Origin of the sequence: Pseudomonas sp. NFR09, from assembly GCF_900111535.1 — a bacterium.
GTDB classification, from domain to species: domain Bacteria; phylum Pseudomonadota; class Gammaproteobacteria; order Pseudomonadales; family Pseudomonadaceae; genus Aquipseudomonas; species Aquipseudomonas extremorientalis.
Map to the genome: position 1 here is coordinate 84,211 of NZ_FOIH01000008.1, position 16,638 is coordinate 100,848.

Below are 16,638 nucleotides of genomic sequence, written 5' to 3' on the forward strand. Positions count from 1 at the left end.
ATGCTAGCCTGCGGGTGTTTCCTTTTGCAGCCTTACCGATGAACAAGAAAAAGTCCGTCACCATCAGCGACATCGCCAAACAGGTCGGCATGACCACCATCACGGTGTCCCGGGCGCTGAGCAAACCTGACCTGGTCAAGCCGGCCACCCTGGCGCGCATCCTCGAAGTGGCGCGGGAGCTGGACTATGTGCCCAACGCCTTCGCCCGCGGCCTCAAGCGCAGCGAAAGCCTGATCATCGGCGTGATCACCGCCTCGGTGGACAACCCGTTCTACAGCGAAATGATCAAGGCAATTTCCCGCGAGGCCAAGCAGCACGGCTACACCATCATGCTGGTGGACACCGATGAGCTGGAAGAACTGGAAAGCAAGGCCGTGGACACCCTGTTGGGCTACCGCGCGGCGGGGATCATCCTGTCGCCGGTCTCGGATGAGCCGGGCTACCAGCCCGACTACCTGGAACGCCTGGCCAACGGCAAGACCCCGGTGGTGCTGCTCGACCGCACGATCCACGACAGTCCGTTCAGCCGCGTGGTGCTCGACAACTACCACAGCGGCATCCAGGCCGCGCACTACCTGCTGCGCCAGACGCCCGACCTCAGGCGCCTGCTGGTGCTGACCGGCCCCGAACATTCACGCATCACTGTGGAGCGCCTCAAAGGCCTGCGTGAAGTGCTGGCCGAACACCCGCAGGTGCAGGTCGAAGTGCAGGCCGGCGACTACACGCTGATGCCGTCCTACCTGCACACCCTCGACTACCTGGCCGAACACTCGGCGCCGGACGCGATCATGGGGTTCAACCAGTTGATCACCCTCGGCGCCCTGCGTGCGCTGCGCATGCACAATATCCCCCACGACAGCCTGACCATCTGCGGCATCGACCGCCTGCCCTTCGCCGATATCTTCGGCGTGCCCATCGCCTGCGTGGCCCATGATGCGTCGCTGGCCGGCAGCAGCGCGGTACGCCTGCTGCTTGACCGTCTCGAAGACCCGGGCAAGCCCCGGGACAAGGTGGTCATCGCCGGCCAGTTGGAAAACGGCTAGCGGCTGGTATAGCCGCCGTCGATGGGCAGGCTGACGCCGCTGATCATGCTGGCCGCGCGGCTCAGCAGGAACAGCACCGGCAGGGCCACTTCCGCAGTTTCAGCAAACCGCCCCAAGGGAATTGCCGCCAGCGCCGGGTCGCGCTTGGCCGGCGCGGACCACGCCATGGCTGCCATCGGCGTGAGTGTGACCGTGGGGTTGACGCTGTTGACGCGAATGCCGAAGCGGCCCCACTCGGCGCATTGCACACGGGTGATCGCATCCAGCGCCGCCTTGGAGGCGCAGTAGCCGAGGTGATCGTCCAGCGCCACCAATGACGCCTGGCTGGAGACGTTGACGATGCTGCCGGCGATCTGCGCTTCGATCATTTTTGCCGCCACGCGGCTGGCGACCTGCGCGGCGGCGCGGGCGTTGACCTGCATCACCTGGTCGAACGCCTCGGCGCTGATGGCGGCGGCGGGCTCCAGGCGCGAGATACCCGCGCAGTTGACCAGGCCGTGCAGCGGCGGCAGGTCTTGCAGGGCATTGTCGAGGGCGGCGCTGTCGGCGATGTCCAGGCAGAGGCTATGGCAGCCGAGTTCGGCCAAGGCTTGGGCGTCGCGGCCAAGGGCAAACACATCGGCGCCGCTGGCAATCAGTTGCAAGGCGATTTCACGGCCGATGCCACTGCTGGCGCCGGTGACGAGGATGCGGTGGTGGGTGAAGTCGAAGGCTGCGTTCATTCAATTCTCCTGCAGGCTGTGCATGATCGGTTTCAGGGCCGGATACAGCTTCAGGTATTCGCCGAACGCACGGTCGTACGCCTCGACATTTTCCGCCTTGGGCTCAGCACGCAACTCCAGCTGTACCCAGCCCTTGTCCATCTCCCCATCGCTCACCAACCCCACCGTATGTGCCGCAAGCAACGCCGCGCCCAACGCCGCCTCAACCTCCTGCACGATGGTGTACACCGGATACCGCGTAACGTCCGCGATGATCTGCATCCACAGGTCCGAATGGCTCGCCCCGCCCACCACGATCAAGCGCGGGTCCAGGGAATGCGCGCCGCGCGTGCCCGCTTCGATGTTGTGCCGCAGGGCAAGACTCACCCCTTCCAGCACTGCGCGGTACAGGTGGATTCTGCTGTGATACAGGTTCAAGCCGACAAAACTGCCACTGGCGCGGTCGTCCCACACCGGGCTGCGCTCACCCATCAGGTAGGGCAGGAACAACAACCCTTCGCTACCCGCCGGTATATGCGTCGCACGCTGTTCCAGCAACGTCAGGCTGTCCTGGCCCCTGGCCTTGGCCTGCTGCTCTTCGGCCTGGCAGAACTGCTCGCGAAACCAGCTCACCGAAGCCCCGGCGGTGATCGCACCGCCAAAGATATACAGGTCGCGGTGGCCGTTGTAGACGTGGGGCATGCTCACCAGGCCATGGTGTGCATCCACCTGCTGGTTGAGGTACCCCCAGCACATGCTGGTGCCGATCATTGCCACGTGATTGCCTGGCTGAGTCACTCCCGCCGCCAAGGTTGCCATGGCCGCATCGACGCCACCGGCCAGGATCGGTGTCCCCGCCTGCAGGCCCAGACGTGCAGCCCACCCCTCCAGCAACCCACCGACGACCTCCCCGGAATACACCAGGCGCTCCGGCATCATCGCCGGCGGTATGCCCAATGCGTCGAGCATTTCACCAGACCAGCCACGTGCCTTCACGTCGTAGACGCCACCGATGTTGCCGGCACTGCTGTGGTCCACCGCCAACTCACCGGTGAAGCACCAGTTGATGTAGCTGTTCGGTGGCAGCAGGTAGCGGGTTTTCGCCCACACCTCGGGCTGGTGCTGCTTGAGCCAGAGCATCTTGGTGAAACCGTAGTAGCTGTCCACCGAGTTGCCGGTCACCTCGAACAGGCGCTCCAGGTCCACATGCTCACGCACCCAGGCCACCTGCTCGCCGGCGCGGCGGTCCATCCAGATCAGGCACGGGTGCAGCGGTGTGAGCTGCGCATCCACCGCAATCCCCGAGCCGCCGTACAGGCTGCTGATGCACAGCGCCTTGACCTGGTCTTTCGCCACGCAGGCCTTGGCCATGCACTGCGCCACACAGATCTCGACCGCATCCAGCCAGACCTGCGGCCATTGTTCGGCCCAGCGCACTTTCGGGGTATCCACGCGATACCCCTGGCTGTGCTGGGCGATGATCGCGCCGTGACCATCCACCAACAGCGCCTTGGTGCTCTGGGTTCCGATGTCGACCCCCATCACGTAATGCATGCTCAAACCACCGGCTTCAACAGCACCTTGATCGACTTGGTCGAGTTGGCCAGCTCGAAGGCTTCGGCCCAATCGTCCAACGGGAAGTCATGGGTGACGATGCCTTTGGAGGTGACCAGGCCGCGCTCGAACAGGTCGATGGCGATCGGGTAGCAATAGGGGCCGAGGTGCGCGCCGCGGACGTCCAGTTCCTTGCGGTCGCCGATGATCGACCAGTCGACGCTGGTCTCGGCGCCGAACACGCTGAACTCGACAAAACGCCCGAGCTTGCGGATCAAATCCAGGCCCTGGGTCACGCCGGCCGGCACGCCGGTGGTTTCGATGTAGACGTCGCAGCCATAGTTGTCGGTGAGGCCGTTGATGATCTCGCGGGCGTTGTCGCGCGACGGGTTGATCACCACATCGGCGCCGAATGTCTTCGCCAGCTCCAGGCGCTCATCGACCATGTCGATCACCACCAGTTTCTTCGGGGTTTTCAGCGCGGCGACTTGGACCATGCACAGGCCGAGGGTGCCGGCGCCGGCGATCACCACCACGTCGTCGAGCTGGATATCGCCACGGTTGACGGTGTGGATCGAACACGCCATCGGTTCCACCAGTGCCGAGTCTTCCAGCGACACCGACTCGGGAATTTTGTGCACGATGGCGGTCTTGGGAATGCGCATGTACTGGGCCATGCCGCCTTCGGCCACTTCACGCTGGAAGCCGAAGATGTTGTGCACTTCGCACATCCAGTACTTGCCGGATTTGCAGAAGCGGCACTTGCCACAGGGCACGATCTGCTCGGCGATCACTTTGTCGCCGACCGCGACCTCAAAGTGCTCGGCGGCGCCCTCGCCCACTTCCACCACATAGCCAAAAAATTCGTGCCCCGGTACCACCGGCGCCTTGACCCAGGGGTTGTCGCCGCCCCAGAACATCGCGGCGCCCGAGTGGCACTTGCAGTCACTGGCGCAGATGCCACAGGCGGCGATGCGGATCACCAGTTCGTTGACGCGGGCCTGGGGTTTGCCGATGCGTTCCAGGCGATAGTCCTTGGGGCCGTGGCAGACGACGGCTTGCATTTGGGTGTGCTTGTCCATGGTGTTAGGTCCTGTCTTGAGTTTATTTATGGCGCTGACGGCTGATGAAAATCGCCAGCAAAATGATCCCGCCCTTGATCACGCTCTGGACGTAGGGCGAAACGCCGAGCATGTTCAGTCCGTTGTTCAATACGCCGAGCAGCATGGCGCCAAGCAAGGTGCCGACGATCACGCCACGCCCACCGGCGATCGACGCACCGCCGAGCACCACGGCGGCAATCGCATCCAGCTCGAACGACACGCCGGCATTCGGCTGGCCGCTCATCAAGCGTGAGGTGAGTACCAGCCCGGCAATCGCCGCCGTCAGGCCGCTGATGCCGTACACCAGCAACTTGAAGCGCGCCGCGCGCACGCCGGACAAGCGCACCGCTTCTTCATTGCCGCCGATGGCGTAGATGTAGCGGCCGATGCGCGTGTGTTGCAGCAGCACATAGGCGGCGGCGTAGGTAATCAGCATGATCAGGATGGGCACTTCGATGCCGAACAGGCTCTGGCGACCAAAGAAGCCAAACCACTCCGGCAACCCGGAAATCGGGTAGCCGTCGGTGTACATCAGGCCCAGGCCCCGGGCGATGCCCATGGTCGCCAGGGTGACGATGATCGGCGGCATGTGCAGGTAGGCGACGAACAGGCCGTTGCCGATGCCGAAGGCCACGCCGATCAACATCCCCGCGCCAATCGCCAGGCCCGGCGGCAAGCCCGCGACCATCAGGCCAGCGGTGAGCGTGCCGGACAACGCCATCACCGGCCCTACCGACAAATCGATGCCGCCCGTGAGGATCACGCAGGTCATGCCCACCGCGATAATCGCGTTGATCGACACCTGGCGGGCAATGTTCGACAGGTTGCTGGCGGTCAGGAAGGTGTCGCTGGCCAGGATCATCACCAGGGTCACCACCACCAGCCCCACGAACGGGTAGAACGCCGGCGAGCGCACCAGCCGCGCCAGGTTCAGGCGCAGCCGACTGCTGTCGACGGTGTTAATGGACGTATTCACTTGAGCCCCCTGTTGCATGGCGCATGACCTCTTGAGGATTGACGGCGGACGCTTCGAGTACCTTGACGATGGCGCCCTTGTGAAACACGGCGACGCGGTCGCACATGCCGATGACTTCCGGCAACTCGGAGGAAATCATGATGATTGCGTAGCCCTGTTCGGTGAGGCTGCGCATCAGCGCGTAGATCTGCGCCTTGGCCCCCACGTCGATGCCACGGGTGGGTTCGTCGAACACCAGCACGTCGCAGTGGTGGTTGATCCAGCGGGCGATCACCACCTTCTGCTGGTTGCCGCCACTGAGGTTGAACACCCGGCTTTCGCCGCTGGGGGCCTTGATCGACAGCTGACGCATCAGGTCTTCGACGCTGGCGCTTTCCCTGGCCTTGTCGATCAGGCCCGAAGCGTTCTGGTATTTGGGCAGGTTGTTCAGCGAGATGTTTTCACGAATGCTGAAATCGGTGATCAGCCCTTCGCTCTTGCGGCTTTCCGGCAGTAGGCCGATGCCGTGGGCGAGCGCTTGTGCCGGGTCATCGAGGGTGATTTTCTCACCGCGCAGCCACACGTCTTTGCTCACCGACGGCAGCGCGCCCATCATGCCCAGCGCCAGTTCGGTGCGACCGGAGCCGACCAGACCGGCAAAACCGAGGATCTCGCCCTTGTGCAGTTGGAAGCTGTTGCGGGGCCCGTTGCGCACCAGCTGGATGTCCCTGACCTCCAGCAACAGCGGCCCGCGTGCGCTGCTCGGTTTGGGCGGAAAACTGCATTCCAGGCGCCGCCCGACCATCATCTCGACCAGGCGGTCGATATCACTGTCGGCCACCTCGGTGACGCCGACATTGCCGCCGTCGCGCAACACGCTGATGCGGTCGCACACCTGGAAAATCTCCTCCAGGTGATGGGAGATGAATATCACTGCCACGTCCTGGCGCTTGAGCTCGCGCATGATCTCGAACAGCAGCTCGGCTTCGCTGGGCGTGAGGGTGGCGGTGGGTTCGTCGAGCACCAGCAGGCGCGCATCCAGGGCCAGGGCCTTGGCGATTTCGACAAACTGCTGCTCGGCCACGCTCAGGTGCTTGACTGCGCATTGCAGGTCAATGGTCACGCCCAGGCGCTTAAACAAGGCCTCGCTGGCCTCGACCATTTCGCGCTTGCGCAGCAGGCCGAAACGGTTGCTGAGCTCATGGCCGAGGAAGATGTTTTCCACCGCCGTGAGGTAGGGAATCAGGCTGAATTCCTGGAACACGATGCCGATGCCAGCGGCGATTGCATCGCGGTAGGTGGCGAACTGCCGGGCCTGGCCATCGATCAGGATCTGGCCTTCGTCCTGATGCTCGACGCCGCCGAGGATCTTCATCAGGGTCGATTTGCCCGCGCCATTTTCGCCGAGCAAGGCATGGATCTCGCCGCGCTCGACCTGCAGGTTGATGGACTTGAGGGCCTGTACGCCCGGGTAACGCTTACAGATGTTTTCCAGCTTCAGAAGACTGCTCATACCGCCGACCTCGTATTCAGAAGGAGACCGCAAGCCCCACGGATGGCGTGGGGCCTGGGTGATTTACCAGCTGAAATCCTTGGCCTTGTCCCGGTCGATCAAGGTGATGTCCACCGGGATGGTGGCCGGCACTTGCGAGCCCCACTTCTTGGCCAGGGCAATGCCCAGGGCGAGGCGGATCTGGTCGCGGGGGTATTGCGCCGAGGTGGCGATGAACTTGCTGCCCGGCTTCTGGATCGCCTTGATCGCTTCCGGCGCGCCGTCGACGCTGACCAATTTCACATCCAGGCCGCTGGCTTCGATGGCCGAGAGTGCGCCGAGGGAGCCATTGTCATTCACGCTGAAAATACCTTTGAGCGTCGGTTGCGCCTGTAGCATGTTTTCGGTGACGGTCAGCGCCTGGTCGCGCTCCTGCTTGCCGTTCTGGACGCTGACAATCTTGATGTCCGGGTGCTTGGCCACGGCTTCCTTGCAACCGCGCACACGCTCCAGGATCGGCACCACGGCGATGCCGTCGAGGATGGCGATGTTGCCTTTGTCGCCGATGCTCTTGGCCAGGTATTCACAGGCCTGGAAGCCGGCATCGAAGTTTTTCGAACCGACAAAGGAATCCAGCGGGCCATCCGCCTGGGCATCGACCGCGACAACCACCACACCGGCGGCATGGGCGGATTTGACGGCCGATTGCACGCCGACCGAATCGGTGGGGTTGATCAGCAGGATATCGATGCCTTTTTGCAGCATGTCTTCGACGTCGCTGACCTGCTTGGACACGTCGTGGCGGGCGTCGGTGATGATCAGTTTCGCACCGATGCTCGCCCCGGCTTCTTCCAGGGCGTTTTTCATGGTGACGAAATAGGGGTTGTTGATTTCCTGGAAGGACGCGCCGATGCGGATCGGCTTGGCGGCGTCGGCAAAAGCAGGGGCGGCGGTGCCGAGGGTGATGCTTACAGCCAATAAACACAGGGTTTTCGGGAGCATTTTCATGGCGTGGTTCTCTGTTTTGTTTTTATTGTTAGAGCAAATGTTATCGTTAACATTTTGCGAGAAGCTAACAAGGAAATTCGGGTGACGCAAGGGGCCACTGGTCGGCTTCGGGCGAAATGTGGGAGGGGGCTTGCCCCCGATGGCGGAGTGTCAGTTGGCGATGTAAGTGACTGACCCGCCACCATCGGGGGCAAGCCCCCTCCCACACGTGTTCATGTGTGCACCACAAAACCTCGCACAATCTTGAGTACCAACTAAGCTCAGCCTCCAATAAAAAATACCGAGCTGCCCGCCATGGCCCATCCCACCGAGACCTTTCGCGCCCGTTACCGCGCCCAAGTCGCGACCCACTACAACCCCTGGCTCCACGCCGGTTTCGTGTTCGGCTACGGCATTGTGTGCATCAGCCTGGCCTGGTCATCGACGCACCAGATCACCGCACTGCAATGGCTGACCGTGCCCGCGACGCTGGTGTTCTTCAACCTGTGTATCTACCTGGTGCACCGCCACCTTGGCCATCACAAACACGCCTTGGCCCGTCTGTTTTATGCGCGCCATACTGGCGATCACCACAGCTTTTTCACCCCTGGCCACATGACCTACGACAGCCCCCGGGACTGGCGCGTCATCCTGTTCCCGGCCTGGCTGATCGTGTTGCACAGCCTGGCGATCACACTGCCCGCGTGGTGGTTGATCAAACAACTGAGCCCCAACGTCGCCGGCCTGTTCGCCGGGTGCATGATCCTCGGGTATTTGCTTTACGAATTGTTTCACTCCTGTGAGCACCTGCCCGCCGACCACCCGGTGGCGCGCCTGCCGTGGATCCGCCAGATGCACCAGTTGCATGCCATGCACCACCGCCGCGAGCTCATGCAGGGGCGCAATTTCAATATCGTCCTCCCGCTGATGGATTACCTGTTCGGCACCCTGTACTGGGAGCCGGGCCCCCACGACAACCAGGAATCGTCATGAGTACCCGTCCCAAAAAACTGCGTCATCTGTTGTTTGTGCTGTTTCTGCTGGTGGTTGCCTTCTTGCTGCTGATGCCCACCAAAGTGCAACCGGTGAACTGGACACCGCCCAAGCCACCGTCGATGAAGGACGGCCCCTACGCCGAAAACCAGCGTCTCAAGGGCGTGCAGAAGATCGGCGCCCAGGACATCGCCGGGCCAGAGGCGTTGCTGCTGGATACACAGGGTTATCTGATCAGCGGCCTGCATGACGGGCGCATCATCCGCACCGCGCCCGACAGCCGCAGCCTGGAGGTGCTGGCCGACACCGGCGGGCGGCCCCTGGGTCTGGCGCTGCACCCGGATGGGCGCTTGATCATTGCCGATGGCATCAAGGGCCTGCTCGCCCTGGATGCAAACCGCCAACTCACTACCTTGAGCACGGGTGCCAATAACGTCCCCTTCGGTTTCACCAATGACGTCACCGTGGACGCCAGCGGGCGTTATGCCTACTTCAGTGATGCATCGAGCCGCTGGGGTTACGGCCAGGACGGCGAAGCGGTGATCGAGCATGGTGGCGATGGCCGGTTGCTGCGCTATGACTTCAGCAACGGCACCACCGAGGTGCTGCTCGACCAGCTGCAATTCGCCAATGGCGTGGCCCTGGGCCCGGATGAACATTACGTACTGGTCAATGAGACCGGCGCCTATCGCATCAGCCGGTATTGGCTCAAGGGCGAACGTGCCGGCAGCCATGACCTGTTTATCGACAACCTGCCCGGCCTGCCGGACAACCTCAGTTTCAACGGCCAGGACCGTTTCTGGGTGGCGCTGTATTCACCGCGCAACCCGTTGCTGGACAGCTTCGCCGGGTACCCCTTGCTGCGCAAAGTGATGGTGCGGGCGTTGATGGTGGTGCCCAAGCCGATCGAGCGCAAAGCCTTTGTGCTGGGGTTGGATACGCAAGGCAAGGTGATTGCCAATTTGCAGGATGGCAGCGCGGGGAATTACTCGCCCATTACCACCGCTCGGGAATACGGCGAGTGGTTGTACCTGGGCTCGTTGAAGGGCACGAGCATGGCGCGGTTGCCGTTGGCACAGGCGTTGGCGCCCTGACGCAAAAAGGGCATACAGGCGCGCGGCCTGTATGCCCTGGTGGTTACTGGTTAAACACGCTTAGCTCTTGGTGCTGCTGAGCAGGGTCTGCTTGCACAGATGGCCAAAGCTGACGAACTCAGTGTTATCACCACCCACGCCGATACCTGGGTATTCCAGCACTTCCATGCGCCATACCCCGTAGTTGAAGTCGGTACGCCAAGTGTTTTTGTAGCCCTGGGCGTAGTCGACAAAGGTGGTCTGGAAGTCACCGAAGCAGGTGCCCACGTTGATCGTGCCACTCGCCTGACCGGCACTGTTGGTAGCCGCCGAATACCCTTTGTAGACGATAGCACCGGTGTCGGGGTTGATGTGCTGGTCGAGGTAGACGATCGGGTGCAGCCCCACCAGCGGTGCGCCGGTGCTGTCCGACAGCCCCATGGTCCAGGTCAGGTCGCGATAGGCCTGGGTGGTCATGTAGCCATACCCCACGTCGGACGCGGAGTAAGGGATGCGCAACACGTTGCCTTCGCCTTTTACATCAGGGCTGTTGACCCGAGGGTTGGAACCGAAGGACAGGTTGTATTTGCCCGTTGCGCTCCAAGGCTCATTCGGGTGTTGGTTCGGACGAACACGCACCTTGACTACCCCACCGACACCCGGGTTCGGGATCGACGTCGACACGACATTCGCACCCACGGTGACCCACTGGCTGCCATCGAAACGCTCAAGGATCCACTTGTTACGGGTGCTGCCACTGGCCGCGTCGGCCGTCAGGGCTATGCCTACGCTCTGGCCACGGACCGCCGTGAAATCAAAGTAGTCGACATCGTCTAGGCTGTCGGCGTTGCCTTTGATGTAGTTCAGGGTATCCGGCAGTTGAAACGCCGTGTCGGGCGTGTCATTGGGTTCATAGGCATCGATGTTGGCATCCACCGCCACACCGAACTGGAAGCTGGAGCCCTGCACCGCTGCGTTGGCTTCCATGAACCAGTAGTAGTCACCGGCAGGCACCACCCCGCTCAGGCTTTCATCGCCCGTGCCTGGATTATTGGAGGTGCCCAGCGGGAGCGGATTGCCTTGACCATCGTCCTGGAACAGGGTCAACGACATGTCGGTGCCTGCGGTCTGACCCACCAGCAACGCGTTGATGCGCGCCTTCTGTGGCAGGTTGAAGTGGTAGCACAGCAGGTCACCGGTCTGTACGCCATTGATGGTGTACAACTGGTTCACATCCAGCGTGGTTTCACAGCCCTGGACCAGTGCCGCCTGCACGGCGGCCGCTGCCTTAGCATCGGCTTTCTTGACCTGGGTTACCGGTGCCGGAGCGGCATGATCTTCCACCACCGAATCGGCCTGGGCCTTGGCGGCGAACGCCGGTTTTTTCAGTTGAGCACCCGCTTTGAGTTGCTGCTTGAGCGTCGCTGGGGCCTTGGTGGCCGGCACTATACCGGCGGCTTTGAGGCTTTGCTTGATGTCAGTTTGAACGGCTTGTGCAGCCAGGTGAGGGTATTGCTCGGCCAGGGCGAAGGCCGAAACGAAGCAGGAGGCCGCCATGGCCGCGCCCAGCATAAAGGCTTTTTTCGATTTCATTTTTTATCCATCCATAGTTAAAAAGTGAAGCTCAGGTGACGTCCGGTCACCTGGGATGGAATGTAGGATATGACTGGATGGATGTACAGTATTTTTTGAAGAAATTTCAATTTCTATGGAGTGGGGATGTCGCACCACCAGCGCCAGAAGCCCCAGACTGCTGTTGCGACGGCCAAAATTTGCAAAAGGTAGTAGGGCCACACCATCCAACGCTTGAGCGCTACAGGAACAGATGCCAGTTCGGCCTCTGTCACCAAACCGGCCTCCACATGGCGTTTTGAGTTTGAAAAGAAGTCAGAAATCAGCATCATGCGATGCTGCCTGTCGATCCACTGGTTTCGGCTCCAGAAGCGCTTGTTCTCGCGAACCTTTTCGTTTTCAAGGAAGTAACTTTCGACCTCGTCGAGCTTTATGTATTTTGCAAAAATCAGCACCCCTAAGGAAAAAAACAACCAAACAAACAGCACGACTGAGTAAACGAGAAAAAAGTCCACTGTCAGGCCCCTTCAGGTTGAAATATCAAATCCCCATCGATCTCTATAACCGCCCCCCCCAGAAATGAACCGAAATCACCTAACGCATCACCTCCCGTCGTCCCCCCCGCTACACCTCCAACAACTCCACATGCGAGTTCACCATTCCCTTTCAGACGAACACCTAAAAACAACTTGCATGCCCGACCAGCAACTTTTGCGCCCCAAGCTCCCAGAGTCGCGGCCCCCGCCACTGACCCCACCAACCTCCCCGCCTCCACATACTTCGCCCGTCTACACTGCGCCTCCCGCCCCTCCACACACGCCTCCTTGATCTCCAACCCTGCCACTCCCACATCCAGCGCCAACCCCACATAAGTCCCTTTGCCCAACCACTTCGACATCTGCGCAATCTCCCGCATCCGCTTCGCATACCCGGCGATCTCACCTTTATGCAGATAGCTCTTGGTCGATAGGCCCAACACCTTTTTTAACGAATCATTGCCCTGCAACCCCGTACCCAACCGCGCCGCACCTTGCAGTTGCACCTCCAACCGCCGGAACAATCCCTGGCGCTGTTGAATAAACGCAGCCCTGTCCAACACACCGTCCTTCAACCGCTGATGCAACCGCTCGATCTCCTCCAGCGTCTGCGCCACTTCATCCAGGTGCCGCGCCCAGGCCGAGGTCGCACTGCCGATGCCAATCGAGCCATTCGCCATGAAACTCTGCAGCAAGTCATAGTTATCGATCACCGTCGTGCCGGCCGCAGCACTTCCCTCCAGATGGCGGCGTACCTCCTCGGCATGCCGCATCAACCAAGCCTCCTCCACCGAGCAATTCACGCTGTGGCTGTCGGGAATAATCACCAGTTGCCCGGGCGCCACCAGGCCGGGACGCAGGTGCCGGTTCAGCACGTCAAAATGAGCGGAACGCTGGCGGCCCGGGGCACCGCCCATCAGTCGGTTTTTCAAGCTCTGATAGTCCGTCGCGCGGTCGTTGATAAAGCTTTGCGCCATGCCTCACATCCGGTGAGCAATGAAGATGGCGTCGAAATATAAGCAAGCGCCTAGGCCCCGGACACACGTCCAGGGGGGGCGATTTACATTTGGGAAGCTGCCTACGCAGCAAAGAAATACAGCCTACGGAAACAACCCTAATACCCGGTCATTTCCAGGTAACCCACCCCGCCCTCGAACTGCACCGGGCCTTCCCAGTACGGGATACTCAGGTTCATCCAGGCATTCGGGTTGACTGCTTGCGTAGTGATATCCAGCTGCTTGCCGGGGATTTTCAGCGACCAGCGGGTGGGGATCTTGCGCCCTTCTATGGCCGTCGTTTCCAGCGGCGTCAGTTGGATATCCGCGTTGTGCAGGGTTTGTGTATGGCCCTCGCGATCAATCCAGGTGCCGGTCAGGTAGGACGCGCCATCGGTTTGCCGTACTCGGAACAACATCAATTGCTCGCCCCGGTCCAGGTGCAGGGAAAACCAGTCCCAGCCGGTCTGGCTGGCGGTCAGCGGTTGGCTGCTCCATTCGCGGTCGAGCCAGGCCGGGCCGCTGACTTGATACACCCGGCCATCAAGGCTGACGCTGCCGCTGGCGTTGAAAAACGGTTGGCTGTAGTAGTACGAGGCCTGGCCCTGGTCGGATTTGCGGCTGTAACCGCTGTCGCCCTGCAGCACCAATGGACGGCTGGATGTCAGGTGCAGGTCGTAGGCGAATTGCGCACCGCTGGCCTTGAGTTGCATGTCCGACAAGGCGCCCATTGCACCCGGACGGGTGGCGAAATTCCAATCATCGATCCAGGCGTTGAACGGCACTGCCTGGGCTCCGGCCTGGCCGACGCCACCGCGTGCGTAACGCTCGGCGGCGTAATGGTGGGTGGCGGACGTGACGGCCGCGTGGCCGAGCCACACGGTGGAGTCATGCCAGCCTGCTTGCACCGGCCCGGCCTTGAGTGCATTGCGAAACAACGTCCATTGCACGCCAAATACATTGCCCTGCGCGTCCTTGAGATTGGCCGTGACGTACCACCATTCGATACGGAAGTCCGCATGGGAGCCATGATCCTCGGGGAAGCTGAACACCTTGCCCGGTACCACCTGGGCAAAGTCCGCCGCGTCGCTGCCCAGGCCGGCAAAGCTTTCCTGTGGCGCGGGCACTTTGTCGCAAGCGGCCAGTAACAGACACGCCACCAACAGGGGCTTAATCTTCATGGGCAAACGTCCTCAACAAATCCGCAGGACGGCTGCTGTACAACTGCCACAACGGCCAGGCCGACGCCAGCAAGGTCGCCAGCATCGCCAGCCCGAGCAATTGCGCCAGCTGCCACGGGAACACCTGCAATGGCAGGCGCCAGCCAAACGCCTGCACGTTGATCACCGCATCCAGGCACCACGCCAACAGCAGGCCGAGCGGTACGGCCAGCACCAACGTGAGCACCGCCAGCAGCCAGGTCTGGCCGAGGTTGAGCAGCATCAATTGCCGACGCGTGACGCCCAATGCCCACAGCGGTGCGAGCTGGCCCAGGCGGCTCTGGCTCTGGGTCAACAGGCTGATGAACAACGCCACGCCGGCCACGCCCAAGGTCAGGCTGTTCAGGGCAGCGGTGGCGGCGAAGGTGCGCTCGAACACCTGGCTCGACCAGCCCTTGAGTTGTTGCTGATCGACGATACGGTTGTCGTCCAGGGCAAAGGCGCGCTGCACCTCACGTACCAGCGGCGCCACGTCCGACGGTGACACCCGCAGGTTGAAACGCGCCGGTGACAGCGTCGGCCAGTGCGCCAGCAGATGTTGTGAGCTGACCAGCACATGCCCCTTGGGATTGCCGTAGTCGGCGTAAATCCCCACCACCTTCGGTGACCACACACCCTGGGGCGTGGGGATGTTCACGGCATCGCCCAGTTTCACCCCGAGCCGGCGCGCCAGTTGCTCGCTGAGCATCAAGGTGTCGCCCTTCTGCAACTGGTCCCAGGGTTCGCTCGTGGCCTCCAGCAGCGGCCAATGCTGACGGTAGGTGGGATCGTCGACCACGCCAAACAGGTCCGCCGGCCAGCCCTGCACTTGCACGGCGACCTGCCAGGTGGGCAGCACGGCCTGCACTAACGGCTGTTGCGTCAGCCAGGTGCCGAGTTGTTCGGCCTGGGCAGGGCTTTGTGGGTTGAGATACAACTCGGCAGTCAGGCGCTGCTCCAGCCAGTTGTTGAAGGTATGACGAAAACCCGAGGTCATGGAGCCTGCGCCGATGTTCGCGGCCAGGGCCAAGAGCAGCGCCATCAGGGCCAGGCTCAAGGCCGGCAACTGCTGGCGGCAGTCGGCGAGAAACCACTGGCCGAGCACCGAACGGCTACGCCCCAACACGGCCTTGAGCAGGCCGTTGAGCAGCACCGGCAACCCCAGGGCGGCGCCAAGCAGCAATGCCGCCATCAGTACAAAGCCGGCAGCCAGGCTGTTACCCAGCCACAGCGCCAGCACGGCGATCAGCAACGCAGCGACGGCCACCCACGCTTGACGACGCAACCAGCGACCGTGAGCTTCATGCCAGGCCTGGGCGTTGGCCAGCGCCAGCAAGGGCAGGCGCGCCGCCCGCCACAGGCTGCCGGCACCGGCGAGCACCGCACCGAGCAGGCTCAAGCCCAGCCCCGCGCCCCACCACCACGGGCTGAGGCTCAACTGTCCCGGTACTTCAGCGCCATACAAGCCACGCAGGCTGGCGGCCACATCGGGCAATAGCAGACTGGCCAACAGGTAGCCGCTGGCGACGCCCAGCACACCACCGAGCAGCGAGAGCACGCCCAATTCCACGCTCAAGCTCACAATCAGCAGGCGCACGCTGACCCCACACGCGCGCAACGTGCGCAGCAGCCCGCGCCGTTGCTCCAGGGCCAGGCCGATGGCGGCATGCACGATGAACAGCCCCACCACGAAGGACAGGAAGCCCAGCGCGTCGAGGTTCAGGTGAAAGCTCTCGGTGAGGCGAGCGAGGTTATTGTCCTCGCCTTGCTTGAGTTGCAACCCGGCGGGCGGCGTGGGTTGGCTGGCCGCGAACGCCTTTTCCACCAGCAGCCGCGACAGGCGCTCAGGCATCTGCAGCACGGGCTGGGCGAAACCGATGTCGGTGAGCAACAGGCCGGGCGCCATGTCTGCTTGGGCTTGCAGCGGCGGCAGGGGGTGACCGCTCAGGGTGGTTGGTTGCTGGCCTTCGCGCAGCCCCAAGGCCTGCAAGGTCTGCGGCGCGATCCAGGTACGCCCCGGCGGATCAAAAAACGCGAGCATCTGCGCCTGGCTCAAGCGCTGCCCTGCCACGGCGCCGCTGCCGGGCAACGACAACGGATCGATGCCCATCAACTGCAGGCGTACATCCTCCTGCCCCTTGAGCTGTACCCGCCCCTGTACCACCGGAGACACCGGCCAACCAGCGCGGCGCAATTGAGCGAAGACCGCCTGGGGGAAACTCGCCCCGTCCGGCGCACCGAGGCTGGCCTGGGGTTCGCCGCCGATCAATTGGCTGGCGCGGGCATAGCTGTCACGCGCCTGGCTGTTGAGGGCTTGCACGCCGATCAACAGCGCGGTCGCCAGCCAGAGGCCGGTGAGCACGCTGAAAAACTGCACGGGATGCCGTCGCCAGTGGCTGAGCAATGCGCGCAAGGTCCACTGAAATACCGCCATC

General features: G+C 62.4%; 14 protein-coding genes. 3 read left to right on the forward strand and 11 right to left on the reverse strand.

The genetic code is table 11. The annotated features are described in order from the left end of the window. The first annotated feature begins 38 nt into the window (after window positions 1–38). Window positions 39–1,043: a LacI family DNA-binding transcriptional regulator gene (locus tag BMX59_RS18465; protein WP_093124367.1), complete on the forward strand. Its 1,005-nt coding sequence runs from the start codon at window positions 39–41 to the stop codon at window positions 1,041–1,043. Here the strand turns inward: BMX59_RS18465 and BMX59_RS18470 are convergent. From BMX59_RS18470 to BMX59_RS18495, 6 genes are all read right to left on the reverse strand, one after another. Then, window positions 1,040–1,765 carry an SDR family oxidoreductase gene (locus tag BMX59_RS18470; protein ID WP_071492114.1) on the reverse strand — a complete coding sequence of 242 codons (726 nt, stop codon included), beginning with the start codon at window positions 1,763–1,765 and terminating at the stop codon, window positions 1,040–1,042. The two genes, BMX59_RS18465 and BMX59_RS18470, sit on opposite strands and share 4 nt — an antisense overlap. Continuing rightward, window positions 1,766–3,298, reverse strand: a complete 1,533-nt coding sequence (locus BMX59_RS18475) for an FGGY-family carbohydrate kinase (RefSeq protein WP_093124370.1) — start codon at window positions 3,296–3,298, stop codon at window positions 1,766–1,768. Between the two features lie 2 nt (window positions 3,299–3,300). Beyond that, window positions 3,301–4,380, reverse strand: a complete 1,080-nt coding sequence (locus BMX59_RS18480; protein WP_093124374.1) for an alcohol dehydrogenase catalytic domain-containing protein — start codon at window positions 4,378–4,380, stop codon at window positions 3,301–3,303. Window positions 4,381–4,402: 22 nt separating this feature from the next. After that, window positions 4,403–5,395, reverse strand: coding sequence for an ABC transporter permease (locus BMX59_RS18485; protein ID WP_093124377.1), 993 nt, complete (start codon window positions 5,393–5,395; stop codon window positions 4,403–4,405). Beyond that, complete coding sequence (locus tag BMX59_RS18490) at window positions 5,361–6,869, reverse strand: sugar ABC transporter ATP-binding protein (protein ID WP_093124380.1); 1,509 nt, start codon at window positions 6,867–6,869, stop codon at window positions 5,361–5,363. The genes BMX59_RS18485 and BMX59_RS18490 overlap by 35 nt, the downstream gene beginning before the upstream one ends. Window positions 6,870–6,932: 63 nt before the next feature. Then, window positions 6,933–7,856 carry a substrate-binding domain-containing protein gene (locus BMX59_RS18495; RefSeq protein WP_093124383.1) on the reverse strand — a complete coding sequence of 308 codons (924 nt, stop codon included), beginning with the start codon at window positions 7,854–7,856 and terminating at the stop codon, window positions 6,933–6,935. Window positions 7,857–8,150: 294 nt separating this feature from the next. Here BMX59_RS18495 and BMX59_RS18500 point away from each other — a divergent pair, with 294 nt between their 5' ends. Both BMX59_RS18500 and BMX59_RS18505 read left to right on the forward strand, forming a co-directional pair. Further along, window positions 8,151–8,828, forward strand: coding sequence for a sterol desaturase family protein (locus tag BMX59_RS18500; RefSeq protein ID WP_093124386.1), 678 nt, complete (start codon window positions 8,151–8,153; stop codon window positions 8,826–8,828). Then, complete coding sequence (locus BMX59_RS18505) at window positions 8,825–9,922, forward strand: SMP-30/gluconolactonase/LRE family protein (RefSeq protein ID WP_093124390.1); 1,098 nt, start codon at window positions 8,825–8,827, stop codon at window positions 9,920–9,922. Before BMX59_RS18500 ends, BMX59_RS18505 begins: the two co-directional genes overlap by 4 nt. A 60-nt stretch (window positions 9,923–9,982) precedes the next feature. Here the strand turns inward: BMX59_RS18505 and BMX59_RS18510 are convergent, their stop codons facing one another. From BMX59_RS18510 to BMX59_RS18530, 5 genes are all read right to left on the reverse strand, one after another. Beyond that, window positions 9,983–11,494, reverse strand: a complete 1,512-nt coding sequence (locus BMX59_RS18510; RefSeq protein WP_093124393.1) for a hypothetical protein — start codon at window positions 11,492–11,494, stop codon at window positions 9,983–9,985. 113 nt (window positions 11,495–11,607) lie between these two features. Continuing rightward, a complete protein-coding gene (locus tag BMX59_RS18515) occupies window positions 11,608–11,988 on the reverse strand; it encodes a hypothetical protein (RefSeq protein WP_093124398.1) in 381 nt (126 codons plus the stop codon). A 2-nt stretch (window positions 11,989–11,990) separates the two neighbouring features. Next, on the reverse strand, window positions 11,991–12,986 hold the full coding sequence (locus BMX59_RS30505; RefSeq protein ID WP_093124401.1) for a hypothetical protein: 996 nt from the start codon (window positions 12,984–12,986) through the stop codon (window positions 11,991–11,993). Window positions 12,987–13,123: 137 nt separating this feature from the next. Continuing rightward, window positions 13,124–14,185, reverse strand: a complete 1,062-nt coding sequence (locus BMX59_RS18525) for a lipocalin-like domain-containing protein (protein ID WP_093124405.1) — start codon at window positions 14,183–14,185, stop codon at window positions 13,124–13,126. Beyond that, on the reverse strand, window positions 14,175–16,637 hold the full coding sequence (locus BMX59_RS18530; RefSeq protein WP_093124408.1) for an ABC transporter permease: 2,463 nt from the start codon (window positions 16,635–16,637) through the stop codon (window positions 14,175–14,177). Before BMX59_RS18530 ends, BMX59_RS18525 begins: the two co-directional genes overlap by 11 nt. Between the last annotated feature and the right edge of the window lies 1 nt (window position 16,638).

Excerpts from the sequence above, each read along its gene's own strand:
- BMX59_RS18465 (WP_093124367.1), top strand. The coding sequence starts at position 39 with ATGAACAAGAAAAAGTCCGTCACCATCAGCGACATCGCCAAACAGGTC.
- BMX59_RS18500 (WP_093124386.1), top strand. The coding sequence starts at position 8,151 with ATGGCCCATCCCACCGAGACCTTTCGCGCCCGTTACCGCGCCCAAGTC.
- BMX59_RS18480 (WP_093124374.1), bottom strand. The coding sequence starts at position 4,380 with ATGGACAAGCACACCCAAATGCAAGCCGTCGTCTGCCACGGCCCCAAG.
- BMX59_RS18490 (WP_093124380.1), bottom strand. The coding sequence starts at position 6,869 with ATGAGCAGTCTTCTGAAGCTGGAAAACATCTGTAAGCGTTACCCGGGC.
- BMX59_RS18475 (WP_093124370.1), bottom strand. The coding sequence starts at position 3,298 with ATGCATTACGTGATGGGGGTCGACATCGGAACCCAGAGCACCAAGGCG.
- BMX59_RS18510 (WP_093124393.1), bottom strand. The coding sequence starts at position 11,494 with ATGAAATCGAAAAAAGCCTTTATGCTGGGCGCGGCCATGGCGGCCTCC.
- BMX59_RS18485 (WP_093124377.1), bottom strand. The coding sequence starts at position 5,395 with ATGCAACAGGGGGCTCAAGTGAATACGTCCATTAACACCGTCGACAGC.
- BMX59_RS18530 (WP_093124408.1), bottom strand. The coding sequence starts at position 16,637 with ATGGCGGTATTTCAGTGGACCTTGCGCGCATTGCTCAGCCACTGGCGA.
- BMX59_RS18495 (WP_093124383.1), bottom strand. The coding sequence starts at position 7,856 with ATGAAAATGCTCCCGAAAACCCTGTGTTTATTGGCTGTAAGCATCACC.
- BMX59_RS18505 (WP_093124390.1), top strand. The coding sequence starts at position 8,825 with ATGAGTACCCGTCCCAAAAAACTGCGTCATCTGTTGTTTGTGCTGTTT.
- BMX59_RS18470 (WP_071492114.1), bottom strand. The coding sequence starts at position 1,765 with ATGAACGCAGCCTTCGACTTCACCCACCACCGCATCCTCGTCACCGGC.
- BMX59_RS30505 (WP_093124401.1), bottom strand. The coding sequence starts at position 12,986 with ATGGCGCAAAGCTTTATCAACGACCGCGCGACGGACTATCAGAGCTTG.
- BMX59_RS18525 (WP_093124405.1), bottom strand. The coding sequence starts at position 14,185 with ATGAAGATTAAGCCCCTGTTGGTGGCGTGTCTGTTACTGGCCGCTTGC.